This is a genomic window from Bradyrhizobium nanningense (genome assembly GCF_004114535.1).
GTDB classification, from domain to species: domain Bacteria; phylum Pseudomonadota; class Alphaproteobacteria; order Rhizobiales; family Xanthobacteraceae; genus Bradyrhizobium; species Bradyrhizobium nanningense.
Genome location: NZ_LBJC01000002.1, coordinates 139,637 through 154,686, shown reverse-complemented (window position 1 = coordinate 154,686; position 15,050 = coordinate 139,637). Strand labels below are relative to the sequence as shown.

The following is a 15,050-nucleotide window of genomic DNA, read 5'->3' as shown; positions in this document are numbered from 1 at the left end:
CATGGCCGGGCCTGATCCGGCCATCCACGTCTTTGCTGCTGCACGAAGAACGTGGATGCCCGGGCCTTCGCCGCGCCGGAGCGGCTTCGCCCGCGCAGGCGGGACAAGCCCGGGCATGACGAGCAAACCGTCGTTGCCACAACGCGTGACGCCCTTTATCAAAACAGATGTGAGCGAATAGGCCGGCTGGATGGGTTGGCTGCATCTTTCGGGCGTTGCATGCGGTTTACCTCCCTGGTCATCGAGCTCATCCGCGCCCGGCCGCGGCTGATCGTGTGGATCGTCGTGCTGCTCCAGGCCGCGATGTGGCTGTTCGTGGCGCTGGTGTTCTACCGCAGCCCGCCCGGTACCCTCGCGACGCTCCTGGCTTTCGGACGCGAATATCAGGTCGGCACCGACCTCGGTCCGCCCTTGCCGGTTTGGCTCGCCGACATCGCCTATCGCGCCGCGGGCGGCCACATGCTCGGCGTCTATGTGCTGGCCGAGCTGTGCGAGATCGCGACTTTCATTGCGCTCTATCATCTGTCCCGCGCCGTAATCGGCTCGCAGCAGGCGGTGCTCGCCGTGCTCTTGACCATGACGGTGCTCGCCTTCTCCTCGTCGGCGCTCGATTTCGGCCCCCTCGTCCTGGCCCGGCCGCTGTGGGCGCTGCTGCTGCTGCATTCCTGGCAGATCATCGGCCAGCGTCGCGGCAATGCCTGGTTTGCCTGGTCGATCGAGGCCGGCCTCTTGTTGCTGACGACGCCCGCGGCGATCTTTCTGCTGTTGCTGCTCGTCGTGTTCGCGGTCTCGACCGCCGGCGGCCGCCGGACGCTGCGCGCGCTCGATCCGCTGTTCGCGCTGATCGTCGTCGCGGTGCTGGCGCTGCCCTATGCGGCCTGGCTGATGCGGGCGGAGACGCTTGCGATGCCGGCCCTGCCGCAAATCTCCGAGCTGAGTGCCCGCGCCCTGCACGTGGCCTGGCTGCTCGGCGGCCTCGTGCTCGGGGCCGCCGCGATTCCGGCGCTGACCTTCCTCAACACCGGCCTGTTTGCCGGCAAGGGTGAGGAGCCGCCGATCATCTACCGACCGCCGGTCGAGCCGCTGGCGCGCAACTTCGTCTATTTCTTCGCGCTGGCCCCGGTGCTGGGCGGGGTGCTGATCTCCGGCCTGCTCGGGCTCGACTCCGTCGTCGGCGGCCCTGGCGTCGTGCTGGTCGTGTCCGGGCTGGCCGTGGTGGTCGCGGCCGGCGATCTCATTGCGATGCGCCGCGCGCGGATGCTGCGCATGGTGTGGTCCGCGGCCGTCGTGGCCCCGGCCGTCGGCGTCGTGCTCGGCGTCCTGCTGCTGCCCTGGACCGGCAGCACGGAGATCGCGACCTCGATGCCGGCGCGCGCGATCTCGGGCTTCTTCGACGACAGCTTTGCCCGCCGCACCAACCAGCGCCTCCGCGCAGTTGCCGGCGAGACACAGCTTGCGAGCCTGATCACGCTGCATTCCGGCCGGCCCCATCTTTTCATCGACGCCGACCCTGCGCGCACGCCGTGGATCAATCAGGCCAAGTTCAGCGAGACCGGCGGCGTCGTGGTCTGGCGCGCTTCCGACACCGCCGGCACCCCGCCGCCGGACATCCTCAAGCGCTTTCCCGGCATCGTGCCCGAAGTGCCGCGTGCCTTCGAATGGCTGGTGACCGGACGCCAGCAGCTCCTGCGCATCGGCTGGGCCATCGTGCGGCCGAAGGGGACGTAAGGTAAGTCTCGTGCCCCGGACGCTGCGCAGCACGAAATGATGCGCTGCAGAGCCGGGGCCCATGCTTCCTTAGGGTGCTGTGTAGCTTTCTGGATCCCGGCTCTGCGGAGCGTCACTGCGTGCCGCACCGCGTCCGGGACACGAGAGCTCGCTACCCCGCCAGCACCTTCGCGATCGCCCGCAGATCCTGCCAGGCCAGCCGCTTGTAGGACGGTGAGCGCAAGAGATAGGCCGGATGGAACGTCGGCAGCGCTCGGATGGTGCGCGCGCCCGTTTCGTAGTCGAACCAGCGCCCGCGGGTGCGCATGATGCCCTCGCGCGTTCCCAGCAGCGTCTGCGTCGAGGGGTTGCCGAGCGTCACCAGCACGTCGGGATTCACCAGCTCGATCTGGCGCTGGATGAAGGGCAGGCACACTTGCGTTTCCTGCGGCGTCGGCGTGCGATTGCCGGGCGGCCGCCAGGGAATCACGTTGGCGATGTAGGCGGTGCTGCGGTTGAGGCCGATGGCCCCTATCATCAGATCGAGCAGCTTGCCGCTGCGCCCGACGAAGGGCAGGCCCTCGATGTCCTCGTCGCGGCCCGGCGCCTCGCCGACGAACATGATGCGTGCCTGCGGATTGCCGTCGGCGAACACCAGCCGCGTCGCCGTATGCTTCAGCGCGCAGCCCTCGAAGTTTTGCATCAGCTCGCGCAGCGCCTCCAGCGTCGGCGCGGTGCGCGCGGCCTCGCGCGCGGAGGCAATCGCGATGTCGGGAGCAGGCGCGGCCTCGCCGCGCATCACCGCCGGCGCGGCGAGCGGCCGCGGTGGCTCGATCGCAGCTGCCGTGCGCGGCGTCGCGGGGGGAGCATCCAATTCCGCCAGGCGGTCGATCGGTTCCTCGGCGAGCGCGCAGTCGACTCCGGCCTCCAGATAGAAGGCAAGAAGCTCTCGGACGGTGGGTGCGGGTTCGGGGATCATTTGGAAAGTCGGACTTTTATATCACTTTGGGGCGCCTTGCATCCCAGCGAAACGCATTTCCGCTGTTGTCCTGCCCGGAAAAATCGGAAACAAGGGGGCGCAAACGACCGAGGACCGTCTCAAGGGCTGAGATCAGATGAGCACCGAAGAACTTCCCCCGCGCGAATCCATGGAATTCGACGTCGTCATCGTCGGCGCCGGCCCCTCGGGCCTGTCGGCCGCGATCCGGCTGAAGCAGCTCAACGCCGATCTCAACGTCGTCGTGGTGGAGAAGGGCTCCGAGGTCGGCGCGCATATTCTCTCCGGCGCGGTGATCGATCCGGCGGGTCTCGACAAGCTGGTCCCGGACTGGCGCGACGATCCCGATTGCTCGCTCAAGACCCAGGTGAAGGACGACCGCTTCTTCTGGTTCACCGAGACCAGCGCGATCAAGCTGCCGAATTTCGTCATGCCGCCGCTGATGAACAACCATCACTGCTACATCGGCTCGCTCGGCAATGTCTGCCGCTGGCTGGCACGGAAGGCCGAGGCGCTCGGCGTCGAGATCTATCCCGGCTTTGCCGCAGCCGAAGTGCTCTATGACGACAGTGGCGCAGTGCGCGGCATCGCCACCGGCGACATGGGAATCGGCCGCGACGGCAAGCCGAAGGACTCCTTTACCCGCGGCATGGAATTGCTCGGCAAGTACACCCTGTTTGCGGAAGGCGCCCGCGGCAGCCTGTCCAAGCAGCTCATCGCGAAATACGCGCTCGACGCCAAGAGCGAGCCGCCGAAATTCGGCATCGGCCTCAAGGAGGTCTGGCAGATCGATCCCGCCAAGCACCAGAAGGGTCTGGTCCAGCACGCGGTCGGCTGGCCGCTGAAGAACGATACCGGCGGTGGCCTGTTCTTCTACCATTACGACGAGAACCTGGTGTCGATCGGCTTCGTCGTCCATCTCAACTACAACGATCCTTATCTGTCGCCGTTCGACGAATTCCAGCGCGTCAAGAACCATCCTGCGGTGCGGACCACGCTCGAAGGCGGCAAGCGGCTGGCCTATGGCGCCCGCGCGATCACCGAAGGCGGGTACCAGTCGGTGCCGCGGCTGAGCTTCCCCGGCGGGGCGCTGATCGGCTGCGCCGCCGGATTCGTCAACGTCCCGCGCATCAAGGGCGTGCACAATGCGATGGGCACCGGCATGCTCGCCGCCGAGCATGTGAGCGCCGCGCTTGTTGCTGGCCGCGCCAATGATGAGCTCGTCGAATACGAGAATGCATGGCGCGACTCCGTCGTCGGCAAGGACCTTTACCCGGTCCGCAACGCCAAGCCGCTCTTGTCGAAGTTCGGCACCTTCATCGGCGCCGGGCTCGGCATCTTCGACATGTGGTGCAACACGCTGTTCGGCGCCTCGCTGTTCGGCACCCAGTCTCATGCCAAGCCCGATCGCGCCACGCTCGACGCGGCGAAGAGCCACGCGCCTAAAAACTACCCGAAGCCGGACGGCAAGATCTCGTTCGACAAGCTGTCCTCCGTGTTCCTGTCCAACACCAACCATGAGGAGGACCAGCCGGTCCATCTGAAGGTCACGGACATGAACCTGCAGAAGACTTCAGAGCACGACGTCTTCGCCGGTCCTTCGAATCGCTATTGTCCGGCCGGCGTCTATGAGTGGATCGAGGAGGGATCGGGGCCGCGTTTCCAGATCAACGCCCAGAACTGCGTCCATTGCAAAACCTGCGACGTGAAGGATCCCAATGGTAACATCACCTGGGTTCCCCCGGAGGGCGGCGGCGGCCCGAACTACGAGGCGATGTAAGAGCGGCCGGGCAAGCGGATCGGGTCACAAGGTGATCCGATGCACGTTCGCGTGAGGATGGGGCCGCGGCTACCGGTCGCGGCCACGATAAGGCCATAGTAGCGGCGTCTTGGGCTGCTCATGACCGGATACTTGGCTGATTTGGGCCTCTCGGAGGCCGGCGTCCGGTCCGAATCCTTGCGGCGAAGCGCCAAAAGCGGCATTGTCGGCTCGACGGTTCCGGGTCCGGATGCCTCCGGCCGCGTTCGCATGCGATACGGCCCTCTGCTGTAAACCCAGGCACTACCAACTCAAGGCGAGCCCTGATGTTTTCAAAACGTTTCAACCGCTGGACTGTTGCCGCCATCGCCCTCATGGGCACAGCGATCGCGACCGTCCCCGGCGGGGTCCTGGCGCAGACGCCGGATCATCCCTCCGACACGGCGGCGCAGTTTCCGAGCCGAAACGATCTGAAGTCGCTCACCACCGCCGGCAGCTATCTCGCCGCCCGCCACGCCAGCGTCGAGCGCGATGCCGCCTCCGCCGCCGCGTTCTACCGCTCGGCGCTGCGCACCGATCCGAAGAACAACGAGCTGCTCGACCGCGCCTTCATCTCCTCGGTCGCCGACGGCGACATCGAAGAAGCCGTCAAGCTCGCCGAGCGCGTCCTCACCATCGACAAGACCAACCGCGTCGCGCGTCTCGTCGTCGGCGTGCACGATCTCAAGGTGAAGAAGTACGCGGCTGCGCAGACCAACATCAACCAGTCGATCCGCGGTCCGATCACCGATCTCGTCGCCACGCTGCTGTCGGGATGGGCCGCCTATGGTGCGGGCGATGCCAAGGGCGGTGTCGCCACCATCGACAAGCTGGCAGGTCCCGAATGGTATCCGCTGTTCAAGGACCTTCACGCCGGCATGATCCTCGAACTCTCCGGCAAGGAGAAGGACGCCGGCACCCGCTTCGAGCGCGCCTACAAGCTCGACGATTCCATGCTGCGCGTGACCGAGGCCTATGCGCGCTGGCTGTCGCGCAACAAGGACTCCGCCGCCGCCACTACCGTCTATCAGGCCTTCGACAAGAAGCTCGCGCGCCATCCGCTGATCCAGGAAGGCCTGCACGACACCAAGGCCGGCAAGAAGATGCCGCCGCTGGTCGATTCCGCCCAGGCCGGCGCCGCCGAAGCGCTCTACGGCATCGGCGCCACGCTGACCCGCCGCGGCGGCGAGGATCTGGCGCTGGTCTATCTCCAGCTCTCGCTCTACCTCCAGCCGACGCATCCGCTGGCGCTGCTCTCGCTCGCCGATCTCTATGAATCGGTGAAGCGGCCGCAGATGGCGATCAAGGTCTATGAGCGCGTGCCCGCGAGCTCGCCGCTCAAGCGCAACGCGCAGATCCAGCTCGCCATTGATCTTGATTCCGCCGACCGCACCGACGAGGCGATCAAGATCCTCAAGGGCGTCACCACGGAGGATGCCAAGGACCTCGAAGCCATCATGGCGCTCGGCAATATCGAGCGCGGCCGCAAGAAGTTCGGCGACTGCGGCGCGACCTATTCGCAAGGCATCGATGCGTTGTCCGCCGGCAACGACAAGGCCAACAGCGTCTGGTATTATTATCGCGGCATCTGCGAGGAGCGCTCCAAGGAGTGGGCCAAGGCTGAAGCCGATATGAAGAAGGCGCTCGAGCTGCAGCCTGACCAGCCGCATGTCCTGAACTATCTCGGCTATTCCTGGATCGACCAGGGCGTGAATCTCGACGAAGGCATGAAGATGATCAAGCGCGCCGTCGAGCAGCGTCCCGACGACGGCTACATCGTCGACTCGCTCGGCTGGGCCTATTACCGCATCGGCAATTACGAGGAAGCGGTGAAGAATCTCGAGCGCGCGATCGACCTCAAGCCTGAGGACCCCACCATCAACGACCATCTCGGCGATGCTTATTGGCGCGTCGGGCGCACGCTGGAAGCCAAATTCCAGTGGTCGCACGCCCGCGATCTCAAGCCCGAGCCGGACGAGTTGCCGAAGATCGAGGCCAAGATCGCGAACGGGCTGACCGACGACAATTCGAACTCTTCGGCCGCGCAGGCGGACAAGAAGAAGGACGACGGCAAGGGCGGCTAGTCTGGCGCATGATCCGGAAAAGTGCGGAGCGGTTTTCCGACAAGATCATGCGCCCAATCAAGCGAAGTTGGGGGCGTGTCGCCGATGCCGGCGTTGATTGAAGAAGGGCGCGCGAAGGTCAATCTGAGCCTTCGCGTGGTCGGCCGTCGTGCCGACGGTTATCACGATCTCGAAAGCGTGGTCGCGTTCGCCGATTGCGCCGACCGGCTCACGCTGGAGCCGGGCGGCGAGCTGAAGCTCACCACCACCGGCCCGCTGGCTGCGGCTTGCGGCGATACGTCCGACAATCTCGTGCTCAAGGCCGCCAGGCTGCTCGCCGGGGCGGTGCCGGGCCTGAAGCTGGGCGCGTTCGCGCTCGACAAGGTGCTGCCGGTGGCCGCCGGCATTGGTGGCGGCTCGGCCGACGCCGCGGCGGCGCTGCGGCTGTTGGCGCGTCTCAACGATCTGTCGCTCGATGATCCCAGGCTGCAGAAGGTCGCGCTCGCGACCGGCGCCGACGTGCCGGTGTGCCTCGTTTCGCGCGCCTGCGACATGACCGGCGTCGGCGAGCAGCTATTGCCGCTCAAGCTGCCGAGCATGCCTTGCGTGATGGTCAATCCGCGCGTGCCCGTCGCCACAAAGGACGTGTTCCAGGAGCTCGGCCTGCGCAACGGTGAACTCTTGGTCGGCGTCACCGACGTTATCCGCGCCCCGGCCTGGCCGGAGGAGGGCGGGTCGATTGCCGATTGGGTCGCAGTGCTCGAACGCGTCCCCAACGATCTCGAAGCGCCTGCGCTGCGCATCCAGCCCGTGATCGGCGAGGTGCTCGAAGCCTTGCGCGACTCCGCCGGCGTCAAGCTGGCCCGCATGTCCGGCTCCGGCGCGACGTGCTTTGCGATCTATGGCGCGGCAAACGAAGCGCATGCCGCCGCCGAAAGGATCCGGCGCGACCACCCTGGTTGGTGGGTGCATGCGGGGACGTTGAGCTAGGTATTTCCAAACGATACTGCGTAGCCCGGATGAGCGAAGCGATATCCGGGATTCTTTCTTGCGGCGTCCCGCATGTCGCTGCGCTCATGCGGGTTACGATATCGAGCTAGCCGCCGCTTTCCTCAGCCAACCCAAGAAACCGTCGGATCTCGCCCAACACCTCCTGCGGCTTGTCGTGCTGCAGCCAGTGTCCGGCGCCGGCGATCGTCTCGACGCGGGCTTGCGAGAAATACCGCTCCAGGCCCGCCGCCCTGGCGCCCGCGAGAAAGCTCTCACCGGCGTTGAGCAGCAACGTCGGGCAGGCGATGCGGGCCCACAGCGCGACATGATCGTCGGGCCAGAGCCGGTGCGGCGCCGAGGCGCGTTGGTACGGATCGAACTTCCAGCTGTAGCTGCCGTCCTCATTCCGTCGGGCGCCGTGGGTGGCGAGGTGCAGCGCGAGATCGCGGGACAGACGCTTGTTGTGGAGCACCATCTGCGCCGCTGCGTCCTCGAGCGTCGTGTAGCGGCGGGGTGTGCGGTCGTGCAGCTTGTCGAGCTGGTCGACCCATTTGCCGATGCGCTCATGCACTGGGGCCTTCGGCGTATCCGGCAGCATGGTCACGCCGTCGAGCACGACCAGCTTGGAGACCTGGTCGGGGAACGATCCTGAAAAGATCAGGCTCACCATGCCGCCCATCGAATGGCCGATCAGAGTGACCTGAGACGCTGCGACGACGCGGATGAGCTGGGTGAGATCGTAAACATATTCGGTCAGGGCGTAGCTGCCGCCCCTGGTCCAGTCGGAATCGCCATGGCCGCGAAGGTCGGGTGCGAGCACGTTAAAATGCGGCTGCAACGACCGGGCGATGACGTCCCAGCTGCGGCAATGATCGCGGCCGCCGTGAATCAGGATGAGAGGCGGCGCGCTCTCATTGCCCCAATCGGCGTAATGCAGCCGCAGACCATGTGACTCGTAGAAGCGGCTTTGCGGGGCGAGCATCGCGGCGCTATCCATTCGCCGGCCGTCGGACCAGAGCCAGCGACAGGCCGAGGCCCGCGATGAAGATGCCGGAGCCCTGGGTGAGACGCCGCATCAGATGCGGCCGTCCAATCAGTTGGGCGCGTGTTGCGGAGGCCATCAGCACCACGACGACGTCGGCGAACGTGTTCAACGCCACCGAGATCGCGCCGAACATGACGAATTGCAGCGTGGGGTTCGGTCCCGCGGGATCGAGGAATTGCGGGATGAAGGCGAGGAAGAACGCGGCGGTCTTCGGGTTCAGCGCCTCGACCAGCACGCCGTCGCGGAACGCGCGCTTGTCACTGGCTGGCTCGCTCCCGAGCGACAGCGCGCGGCCGGCGCTGCGGAAGGTCTTGATGCCGAGCCAGACCAGATAGAGCGCGCCGACGAATTTGACTGCGGTGAACAATTCTGCGCTCGCGAAGATGATTGCGGAGATGCCGAGGCTGCCCGCCACCACATGAACCAGCCCGCCCAGCGCCGTGCCCGCGGTCGATGCAAAGCCGCTGGCGCGCCCCTCGGATAAGGTCCGTGCCGCGACGTAGAAGATGCCGGGTCCGGGAACGGCGGCAATGAGACAGGCTGCGGCCAGGAACAGCCAGATGTTGGTTTCGATCATCCTGTTTTCGTAGCGCAGCGGACCGCGATTGCAAGTCTTCCGGTTCAGGGCCCGTCGTTTAGCCCATGCGGCGGAAGATGACGCTGGCATTCACCCCGCCAAAGCCGAAACCGTTGGAGATGGCATGCTGCACCGGCATCGGCCGCGCGCTGCCGGTGACGATATCGATGCCGTCAGCGCCCGCATCGGGGTTTTCGAGATTGAGCGTCGGCGGCGCGATCTGGTCGCGCAAAGCGAGCACCGTGAAGATCGCCTCGAGGCCGCCGGCGGCGCCGAGCAGATGGCCGGTGGCCGATTTGGTCGCGCTCACCGCGATGCCGCGGTTGCGCCCGAACAGCGCGGCGATCGCGCCGAGCTCGCTCTCGTCGCCGGCCGGCGTCGAGGTCGCATGCGCATTCAGATGCTGCAAATCCGCCGGTGTAAGCTTCGCCTGGCGCAGCGCGATCTCCATGGCGCGGCGGGCACCCTCGCCGTCGGGCGGCCCCGACGTCATGTGATAGGCGTCCGCCGTCGTGCCGTAGCCGACGATCTCCGCGATCGGCGAAGCGCCGCGCGCCAGCGCATGCTCCAGCTCCTCGATCACGAGGATGCCGGCGCCTTCGCCCATGACGAAGCCGTCGCGATCCCGATCGAACGGGCGCGAGGCGCGCGCGGGCGCGTCGTTGAAGCTGCTCGAGAGGGCGCGCGCGGCGGCAAAGCCGCCGAGGCTGACGATATCGATGCAGGCCTCCGCGCCGCCGCAGATCGCAATGTCGGCTTCGCCCGCGCGGATCATGCGCGCGGCATCGCCGATCGCCTGGACGCCGGCGGCGCAGGCCGTGACGGGCGTGCCCAGCGCGCCCTTGTAGCCGTATTTGATCGAGATGTGGCCGGCGGCGAGATTGGCGAGGAACGAGGGGATCGTGAACGGCGAGAGCCGGCGCACCCCGCGCTGCCCGGTGATGCGCACCGCTTCCGCCATCGCCGGGAAGCCGCCGACGCCGGAGGCGATGATCGTCACGGTCCGCTCCAGCGCGGAAGCGTCCAGCGGCGTCCATTTGGCCTGCGCGACCGCTTCTGCCGTGGCGAGCAATGCGAGCAGGATGAAGCGGTCCATCTTGCGCTGGTCTTTTGGCGCGGCGGCCTCTGCCGGATCGAAGCCGCCTTCGGCATCGTCGGCCTTGTCGGGCACAAGACCGGCGATGCGCGCCGGCAGTGCCTGCGCCCATTCCGGCAGCGGGCGCAGCCCGCTTTGACCGGCGAGCAGCCGGCGCCAGGACAGTTCGACACCGCAACCGAGCGGTGACACCGCGCCCATGCCTGTCACGACGATCCGACGCATATTATTCTCCAGCCGGCGCGACGGCCGGGTTCATGGCCTTGAGTGAAGCGAGGTGCTTGCGCATGCCGCGGCTGGCGCGCGGCCCGGGGACGGCGACGGTATTGGCGAGCGTGATCGGCTGCATGTCGGTAGCGTCGACCACGATCGGATCGACCGGGCGAACGTTGCTCCGGTTTGCCAGCACGATGGACTCGCCTTTGGGCGCGAGATGCTTGTTGCCCCAGGCCAGCAGCGCCACGATGACGGGAAAGAAATCCCGCGCCTTGTCCGTCAGCACATATTCGGAGCGCGGCGGGCGTTCGTTGTAGCGGCGACGCACGAACATGCCCGATGCGGTGAGATGGGCAAGTCGCCGCGACAGGATGTTCGGCGCGATGCCGAGGCTTTGCGAGAACTCGTCGAACTTGGTCGCCCCCTGAAACGCATCCCGCAGGATCAGGATGCTCCACCATTCGCCGACCGTCTCCACGGCGCGGCCGACCGGGCATTCCAGGATGGAGGGAGATTTGGGCTGCATGAGGCGGAAGATAGGTGAGTAACTTGCAAAATGCAAGTGACTGTAGATGAGCGATACGGGCCGAGGGAGGACGGGAGGGGGCTGCTATAGCGAGAGTTGCGCAGCGATTTGAAATGCGAGACTGCGCACGACGGCCGGGCGCCGTATTCGTCATTGCGAGCGCAGCGACGCAATCCAGACCGTCGCCGCGGTGGGATTCTGGATTGCTTCGCTGCGCTCGCAATGACGGTGTTGACGCAGCTGGGACCTATCTCACCGGTGTCGTCCCGGCGAACGCCGGGACCCATAACCACAGGGAGTGGTTGGCGAAGATTGGTTATTATCGGTACTCGCACCGACACTGTGTCGATAGATCACGCGGTATGGGTCCCGGCGTTCGCCGGGACGACACCGAGTGTTTCGCTAGCGGTGCGCCGAAACTCAGAAAGCCTAATGCGACCGTGCCAGACAGAACGCCACGACCTGCTCCAGCGCGCTCTTCATCGGCGAGGACGGGAATAGCGCCAGCGCGTCGACGGCCATGGCGCCGTAGTGCTGGGCGCGGCTCAACGTGTCCTCGAGCGCGCGGTGCTTGTTCATCAGCCCGAGGGCGTGATCGAGATCGCTGTCGCCGATCTCGCCGCGCTCCAGCGCCCGGATCCAGAAGGCGCGCTCGGTGTCGTTGCCGCGGCGGAAGGCGAGCACGACGGGCAGCGTGATCTTGCCCTCGCGGAAATCGTCGCCAGTGTTCTTGCCGAGCTTGGCGCTCTTGCCGCCATAGTCGAGCACGTCGTCGACGAGCTGGAAGGCGATGCCGAGATTCATGCCGACCGAGCGGCAGGCGGTCTGCTCGGCCTTCGGGCGGTTGGCGATGACGGGGCCGACCTCGCAGGCGGCGGCGAACAGCTCGGCGGTCTTGCCGCGGATCACGGCGAGATATTCGTCCTCGGTGGTCGCGGTGTTCTTGGCGGCGGCAAGCTGCATCACCTCGCCCTCGGCGATGGTGGCGGCCGCCGCGGAGAGGATGTCGAGCGCACGGAGCGAGCCGACCTCGACCATCATGCGGAAGGCCTGGCCGAGCAGGAAGTCGCCGACCAAGACGCTCGCCTCGTTGCCCCAGAGCATGCGCGCCGACAGCTTGCCGCGGCGCATCTCGCTCTCGTCCACGACGTCGTCATGCAGGAGCGTGGCGGTATGCATGAACTCGACGGAGGCAGCGAGCTTGATGTGACCGTCGCCGGTGTAGCCGGCGAGGTTGGCCATGGCGAGCGTCAGCATCGGCCGCAGCCGCTTGCCCCCCGAGGAGATCAGATGGTTGGCGACTTCCGGGATCATGGTCACGTCCGAACCGGTCCGCGACAGGATCGTGGCGTTGACGCGCTCCATGTCAGGGGCGACAAGGGCAACCAGCTCTTCGATCGACGCGCCGGGAGTTTCGAAAGGTACGATGACGGCCACGCCGGTCTCCAATATTTGCCCCGGAAGGGCTATTCTGACGGAAAGACAATAGAAACTGGCGGCGGATGCGGCAAGTGCTGCGGAACCATTGACATTTGCCGTTGCCCCCTTTTCAGGCAGGAGACCTGCAATTTGCGTGAGCTGGTTCGGACCAACGACATGGTGCTGGTGTCGGCGATCGGCGCGCTGCTCGATGGCGCCAATATCCATCATCTGGTGCTGGACCAGAACATGAGCATCATCGAGGGCTCGCTCGGCATCTTGCCGCGGCGGATCCTCGTCCATGAGGACGATGCCCAGGAGGCGAGGGAACTCCTCACCCAAGCCGGCCTCAGTCACGAACTGCGCGGCGATGAGTGAGGCGCCGGCAGATATTACCGAGGACGCCTTTCTCGGCGGGCAGTTGCGCCTGAAGCAGAAGCGATCCGGCCATCGTGCCGGGCATGATGCCATCCTGCTCGCTGCGGCGACCGAGGCCCGCCCCGGAGATCGCGTGGTCGATTTCGGAGCCGGCGTCGGCGCGGCCGGACTGGCGCTGGCCCGCCGCGTCCCCGGTGTCGGCCTCAGCCTGGTCGAGATCGATCCGGAACTGGCCGAGCTCGCGCGCGGCAACGCGGCGGCAAATGCGATTGCCGCCGAGACGATCGTGCTCGACGTCACGGCCGGCGCCGACGCTTTTGCGTCAAACGGGTTGTCGCCCGACAGCGTCGACGTGGTGCTGATGAATCCGCCATTCAACGATCCGGCCCGGCATCGCGGCTCGCCCGATCAGGCGCGTCACATCGCGCATGTGGCGACGGAAGAGACCCTGCATGCGTGGGTGCATGCAGCGCGGCGCATCCTCCGATCGAATGGTGTGCTGACATTGATCTGGCGTGCAGATGGCCTGGCCACTGTCCTGGCGGCACTGTCGCGCGGCTTCGGCAGCCTCTCGATCCTGCCGGTTCACGGCGAAGCGGGGCGGCCCGCGATCCGCGTGCTGGTGCGTGCGGTCAAAGGTGGCCGGGCCCCGACGCGATTGCTGCCGGGCCTCATGCTCAACGACGAGGCGCGCGTGTCAAAAAGCGAGATGACGGAGATTTTGCAGGGGAGAGCGGCCTTGCCGCTGGTGGAACCTTGACGACTTATTGGGGAAGCGATTCCGATTGCTGCTCTTGTGGAGACGTCAGGCGAATCGCCATGAACAGCGCACCGATCAGCAGCATCAGCAGGTAGACTTTCATGGTGTTCTCCGCTGCCCCATTGCAGCCTCCCAACGGAGTTTCTGCAAAACACGTTCCGGGCACTTCCAATGACAGTCGCGTGATAAGAAATGGTTAAGCAGAGGTAACGGCATGGCCGAACAATTGAACGATCGTGAGAGTTCCGGCCTGGCCGACAAGCTCATGCAATATCTGCCGGCGCGCTTCCGCCCCGGCGCCGCGGTGGTGCCGGTAGTGCGGCTCTCCGGTGTGATCGGCGCGGTGACGCCGCTGCGCCCCGGCCTGACGCTTGCAGGAGTCGCGAAAGTGCTGGAGCGCGCGTTCTCGTATCGTCACGCCAAGGCGGTGGCGCTGGTGATCAATTCGCCCGGCGGCTCGCCGGTGCAGTCGCGCCAGATCTATCTGCGCATCAAGCAGCTCGCCGCGGAAAAGAAGCTGCCGGTGCTCGTGTTCGTCGAGGACGTTGCGGCCTCCGGCGGCTACATGATCGCCTGCGCCGGCGACGAGATCATTTGCGATCCGTCTTCGATCCTCGGCTCGATCGGCGTGGTCGGCGGCAGCTTCGGTTTCCAGGAGGCGATCAAGCGGCTCGGCATCGAGCGGCGTCTCTATACGGCCGGCGCGCACAAGGCGATGCTCGATCCGTTCCTGCCCGAAAATCCTGATGACGTCGCCAAGCTGAAGGCGATCCAGCGCGAGATCCACCAGATCTTCATTTCGCTGGTGAAGGAGAGCCGCGCTGCGCGCCTCAAGGGCTCCGACGACACTCTGTTCACGGGCGAATACTGGGCCGGCGACAGTTCGGTCGCGCTGGGGCTTGCCGACAGCATCGGCGATCTCCGCTCAACTCTTCGTGCCCGCTACGGCGAGAAGGTTCTCACCCCCGTGATCGCGCAGCCAACCGGGCTGCTGTCCGGTCTTTTGGGTCGGAAATCGCCCGGCGCGGGGCAGCTTTCGGCCCTGGAATCGATGGCCGGGCTGCCGGACGATCTGATCTCGGCGGTCGAGACGCGGGCGATTTGGGCGAAATTCGGGTTCTAGCCGGCGCCCTCCCGCGCCATTTCGCCCTCGCCATGCCAATTGCGGCGCGGCCCGGACTGCGCGAGAATGCGCGTGGGGGCTGAGCACTAGACAAGGATCGACCGATGCCGCCGTTCGTCGCTTTCGCGGGCGTGCTGGGCGGGCTTGCCGTGGTCCGCTGGGCCTACAAGACCGCTGTCAGGATCAACCAGGAGCTGGAGGAGATGCGCCTGTCGCGTGTCGCTGAAACCGCCCGCATGGGGGATATCCAGACGCTGAAACGTGACCCCGTGACCGGGGCTTATCGGCCGGGTTAGCCGCGCTGGTCGTCATGCCCGGGCTTGTCCCGGGCATCCACGTTCTTCGTGCATCGAGA

Annotated in this window: 14 protein-coding genes; 8 read left to right on the top strand and 6 right to left on the bottom strand. The window is 66.1% G+C overall.

Going from position 1 to position 15,050, the window contains the following annotated elements; all coding sequences use genetic code 11:
* The first annotated feature begins 219 nt into the window (after positions 1 to 219).
* Complete coding sequence (locus tag XH84_RS00725) at positions 220 to 1,728, top strand: glycosyltransferase family 39 protein (RefSeq protein WP_128916662.1); 1,509 nt, start codon at positions 220 to 222, stop codon at positions 1,726 to 1,728.
* A 151-nt stretch (positions 1,729 to 1,879) separates the two neighbouring features.
* Here the strand turns inward: XH84_RS00725 and XH84_RS00720 are convergent, their stop codons facing one another.
* The gene (locus XH84_RS00720; RefSeq protein WP_128916663.1) at positions 1,880 to 2,686 is read right to left on the bottom strand and encodes a uracil-DNA glycosylase; all 807 of its coding nucleotides are present in this window, start codon (positions 2,684 to 2,686) and stop codon (positions 1,880 to 1,882) included.
* A 136-nt stretch (positions 2,687 to 2,822) separates the two neighbouring features.
* Between XH84_RS00720 and XH84_RS00715 the strand changes: the two genes are divergently transcribed.
* From XH84_RS00715 to XH84_RS00705, 3 genes are all read left to right on the top strand, one after another.
* The gene (locus XH84_RS00715; protein WP_128916664.1) at positions 2,823 to 4,484 is read left to right on the top strand and encodes an electron transfer flavoprotein-ubiquinone oxidoreductase; all 1,662 of its coding nucleotides are present in this window, start codon (positions 2,823 to 2,825) and stop codon (positions 4,482 to 4,484) included.
* 305 nt (positions 4,485 to 4,789) lie between these two features.
* The gene (locus tag XH84_RS00710) at positions 4,790 to 6,586 is read left to right on the top strand and encodes a tetratricopeptide repeat protein (protein ID WP_128916665.1); all 1,797 of its coding nucleotides are present in this window, start codon (positions 4,790 to 4,792) and stop codon (positions 6,584 to 6,586) included.
* 84 nt (positions 6,587 to 6,670) lie between these two features.
* The gene (locus tag XH84_RS00705) at positions 6,671 to 7,555 is read left to right on the top strand and encodes a 4-(cytidine 5'-diphospho)-2-C-methyl-D-erythritol kinase (RefSeq protein ID WP_164935890.1); all 885 of its coding nucleotides are present in this window, start codon (positions 6,671 to 6,673) and stop codon (positions 7,553 to 7,555) included.
* Between the two features lie 106 nt (positions 7,556 to 7,661).
* Here the strand turns inward: XH84_RS00705 and XH84_RS00700 are convergent, their stop codons facing one another.
* The 5 genes from XH84_RS00700 to XH84_RS00680 form a co-directional block, all read right to left on the bottom strand.
* Positions 7,662 to 8,537, bottom strand: a complete 876-nt coding sequence (locus tag XH84_RS00700) for an alpha/beta fold hydrolase (RefSeq protein WP_128916667.1) — start codon at positions 8,535 to 8,537, stop codon at positions 7,662 to 7,664.
* A gap of 7 nt (positions 8,538 to 8,544) precedes the next feature.
* A complete protein-coding gene (locus XH84_RS00695; protein WP_128916668.1) occupies positions 8,545 to 9,177 on the bottom strand; it encodes a LysE family translocator in 633 nt (210 codons plus the stop codon).
* 58 nt (positions 9,178 to 9,235) lie between these two features.
* Positions 9,236 to 10,498 (bottom strand): beta-ketoacyl-ACP synthase II, encoded by a 1,263-nt coding sequence (fabF, locus tag XH84_RS00690; protein WP_128916669.1) that lies wholly within the window; start codon positions 10,496 to 10,498, stop codon positions 9,236 to 9,238.
* Between the two features lies 1 nt (position 10,499).
* Complete coding sequence (locus XH84_RS00685; protein WP_128916670.1) at positions 10,500 to 11,015, bottom strand: winged helix-turn-helix transcriptional regulator; 516 nt, start codon at positions 11,013 to 11,015, stop codon at positions 10,500 to 10,502.
* 429 nt (positions 11,016 to 11,444) lie between these two features.
* Positions 11,445 to 12,452, bottom strand: a complete 1,008-nt coding sequence (locus tag XH84_RS00680) for a polyprenyl synthetase family protein (protein WP_128916671.1) — start codon at positions 12,450 to 12,452, stop codon at positions 11,445 to 11,447.
* A gap of 132 nt (positions 12,453 to 12,584) precedes the next feature.
* Between XH84_RS00680 and XH84_RS00675 the strand changes: the two genes are divergently transcribed.
* From XH84_RS00675 to XH84_RS00660, 4 genes are all read left to right on the top strand, one after another.
* Positions 12,585 to 12,812 carry a putative signal transducing protein gene (locus tag XH84_RS00675; RefSeq protein ID WP_126260423.1) on the top strand — a complete coding sequence of 76 codons (228 nt, stop codon included), beginning with the start codon at positions 12,585 to 12,587 and terminating at the stop codon, positions 12,810 to 12,812.
* Positions 12,805 to 13,572 carry a tRNA1(Val) (adenine(37)-N6)-methyltransferase gene (locus XH84_RS00670; RefSeq protein ID WP_128917154.1) on the top strand — a complete coding sequence of 256 codons (768 nt, stop codon included), beginning with the start codon at positions 12,805 to 12,807 and terminating at the stop codon, positions 13,570 to 13,572. The genes XH84_RS00675 and XH84_RS00670 overlap by 8 nt, the downstream gene beginning before the upstream one ends.
* 214 nt (positions 13,573 to 13,786) lie before the next feature.
* The gene (locus XH84_RS00665; protein WP_128916672.1) at positions 13,787 to 14,695 is read left to right on the top strand and encodes a S49 family peptidase; all 909 of its coding nucleotides are present in this window, start codon (positions 13,787 to 13,789) and stop codon (positions 14,693 to 14,695) included.
* Positions 14,696 to 14,799: 104 nt separating this feature from the next.
* Positions 14,800 to 14,991, top strand: a complete 192-nt coding sequence (locus tag XH84_RS00660; protein ID WP_074122886.1) for a hypothetical protein — start codon at positions 14,800 to 14,802, stop codon at positions 14,989 to 14,991.
* Positions 14,992 to 15,050 lie beyond the last annotated feature (59 nt).

Coding starts and splice junctions, on each gene's coding strand:
- XH84_RS00660 (WP_074122886.1), top strand. CDS start 14,800: ATGCCGCCGTTCGTCGCTTTCGCGGGCGTGCTGGGCGGGCTTGCCGTG.
- XH84_RS00715 (WP_128916664.1), top strand. CDS start 2,823: ATGAGCACCGAAGAACTTCCCCCGCGCGAATCCATGGAATTCGACGTC.
- XH84_RS00720 (WP_128916663.1), bottom strand. CDS start 2,686: ATGATCCCCGAACCCGCACCCACCGTCCGAGAGCTTCTTGCCTTCTAT.
- XH84_RS00710 (WP_128916665.1), top strand. CDS start 4,790: ATGTTTTCAAAACGTTTCAACCGCTGGACTGTTGCCGCCATCGCCCTC.
- fabF (WP_128916669.1), bottom strand. CDS start 10,498: ATGCGTCGGATCGTCGTGACAGGCATGGGCGCGGTGTCACCGCTCGGT.
- XH84_RS00695 (WP_128916668.1), bottom strand. CDS start 9,177: ATGATCGAAACCAACATCTGGCTGTTCCTGGCCGCAGCCTGTCTCATT.
- XH84_RS00665 (WP_128916672.1), top strand. CDS start 13,787: ATGGCCGAACAATTGAACGATCGTGAGAGTTCCGGCCTGGCCGACAAG.
- XH84_RS00685 (WP_128916670.1), bottom strand. CDS start 11,015: ATGCAGCCCAAATCTCCCTCCATCCTGGAATGCCCGGTCGGCCGCGCC.
- XH84_RS00705 (WP_164935890.1), top strand. CDS start 6,671: ATGCCGGCGTTGATTGAAGAAGGGCGCGCGAAGGTCAATCTGAGCCTT.
- XH84_RS00700 (WP_128916667.1), bottom strand. CDS start 8,537: ATGCTCGCCCCGCAAAGCCGCTTCTACGAGTCACATGGTCTGCGGCTG.
- XH84_RS00670 (WP_128917154.1), top strand. CDS start 12,805: ATGAGTGAGGCGCCGGCAGATATTACCGAGGACGCCTTTCTCGGCGGG.
- XH84_RS00725 (WP_128916662.1), top strand. CDS start 220: ATGCGGTTTACCTCCCTGGTCATCGAGCTCATCCGCGCCCGGCCGCGG.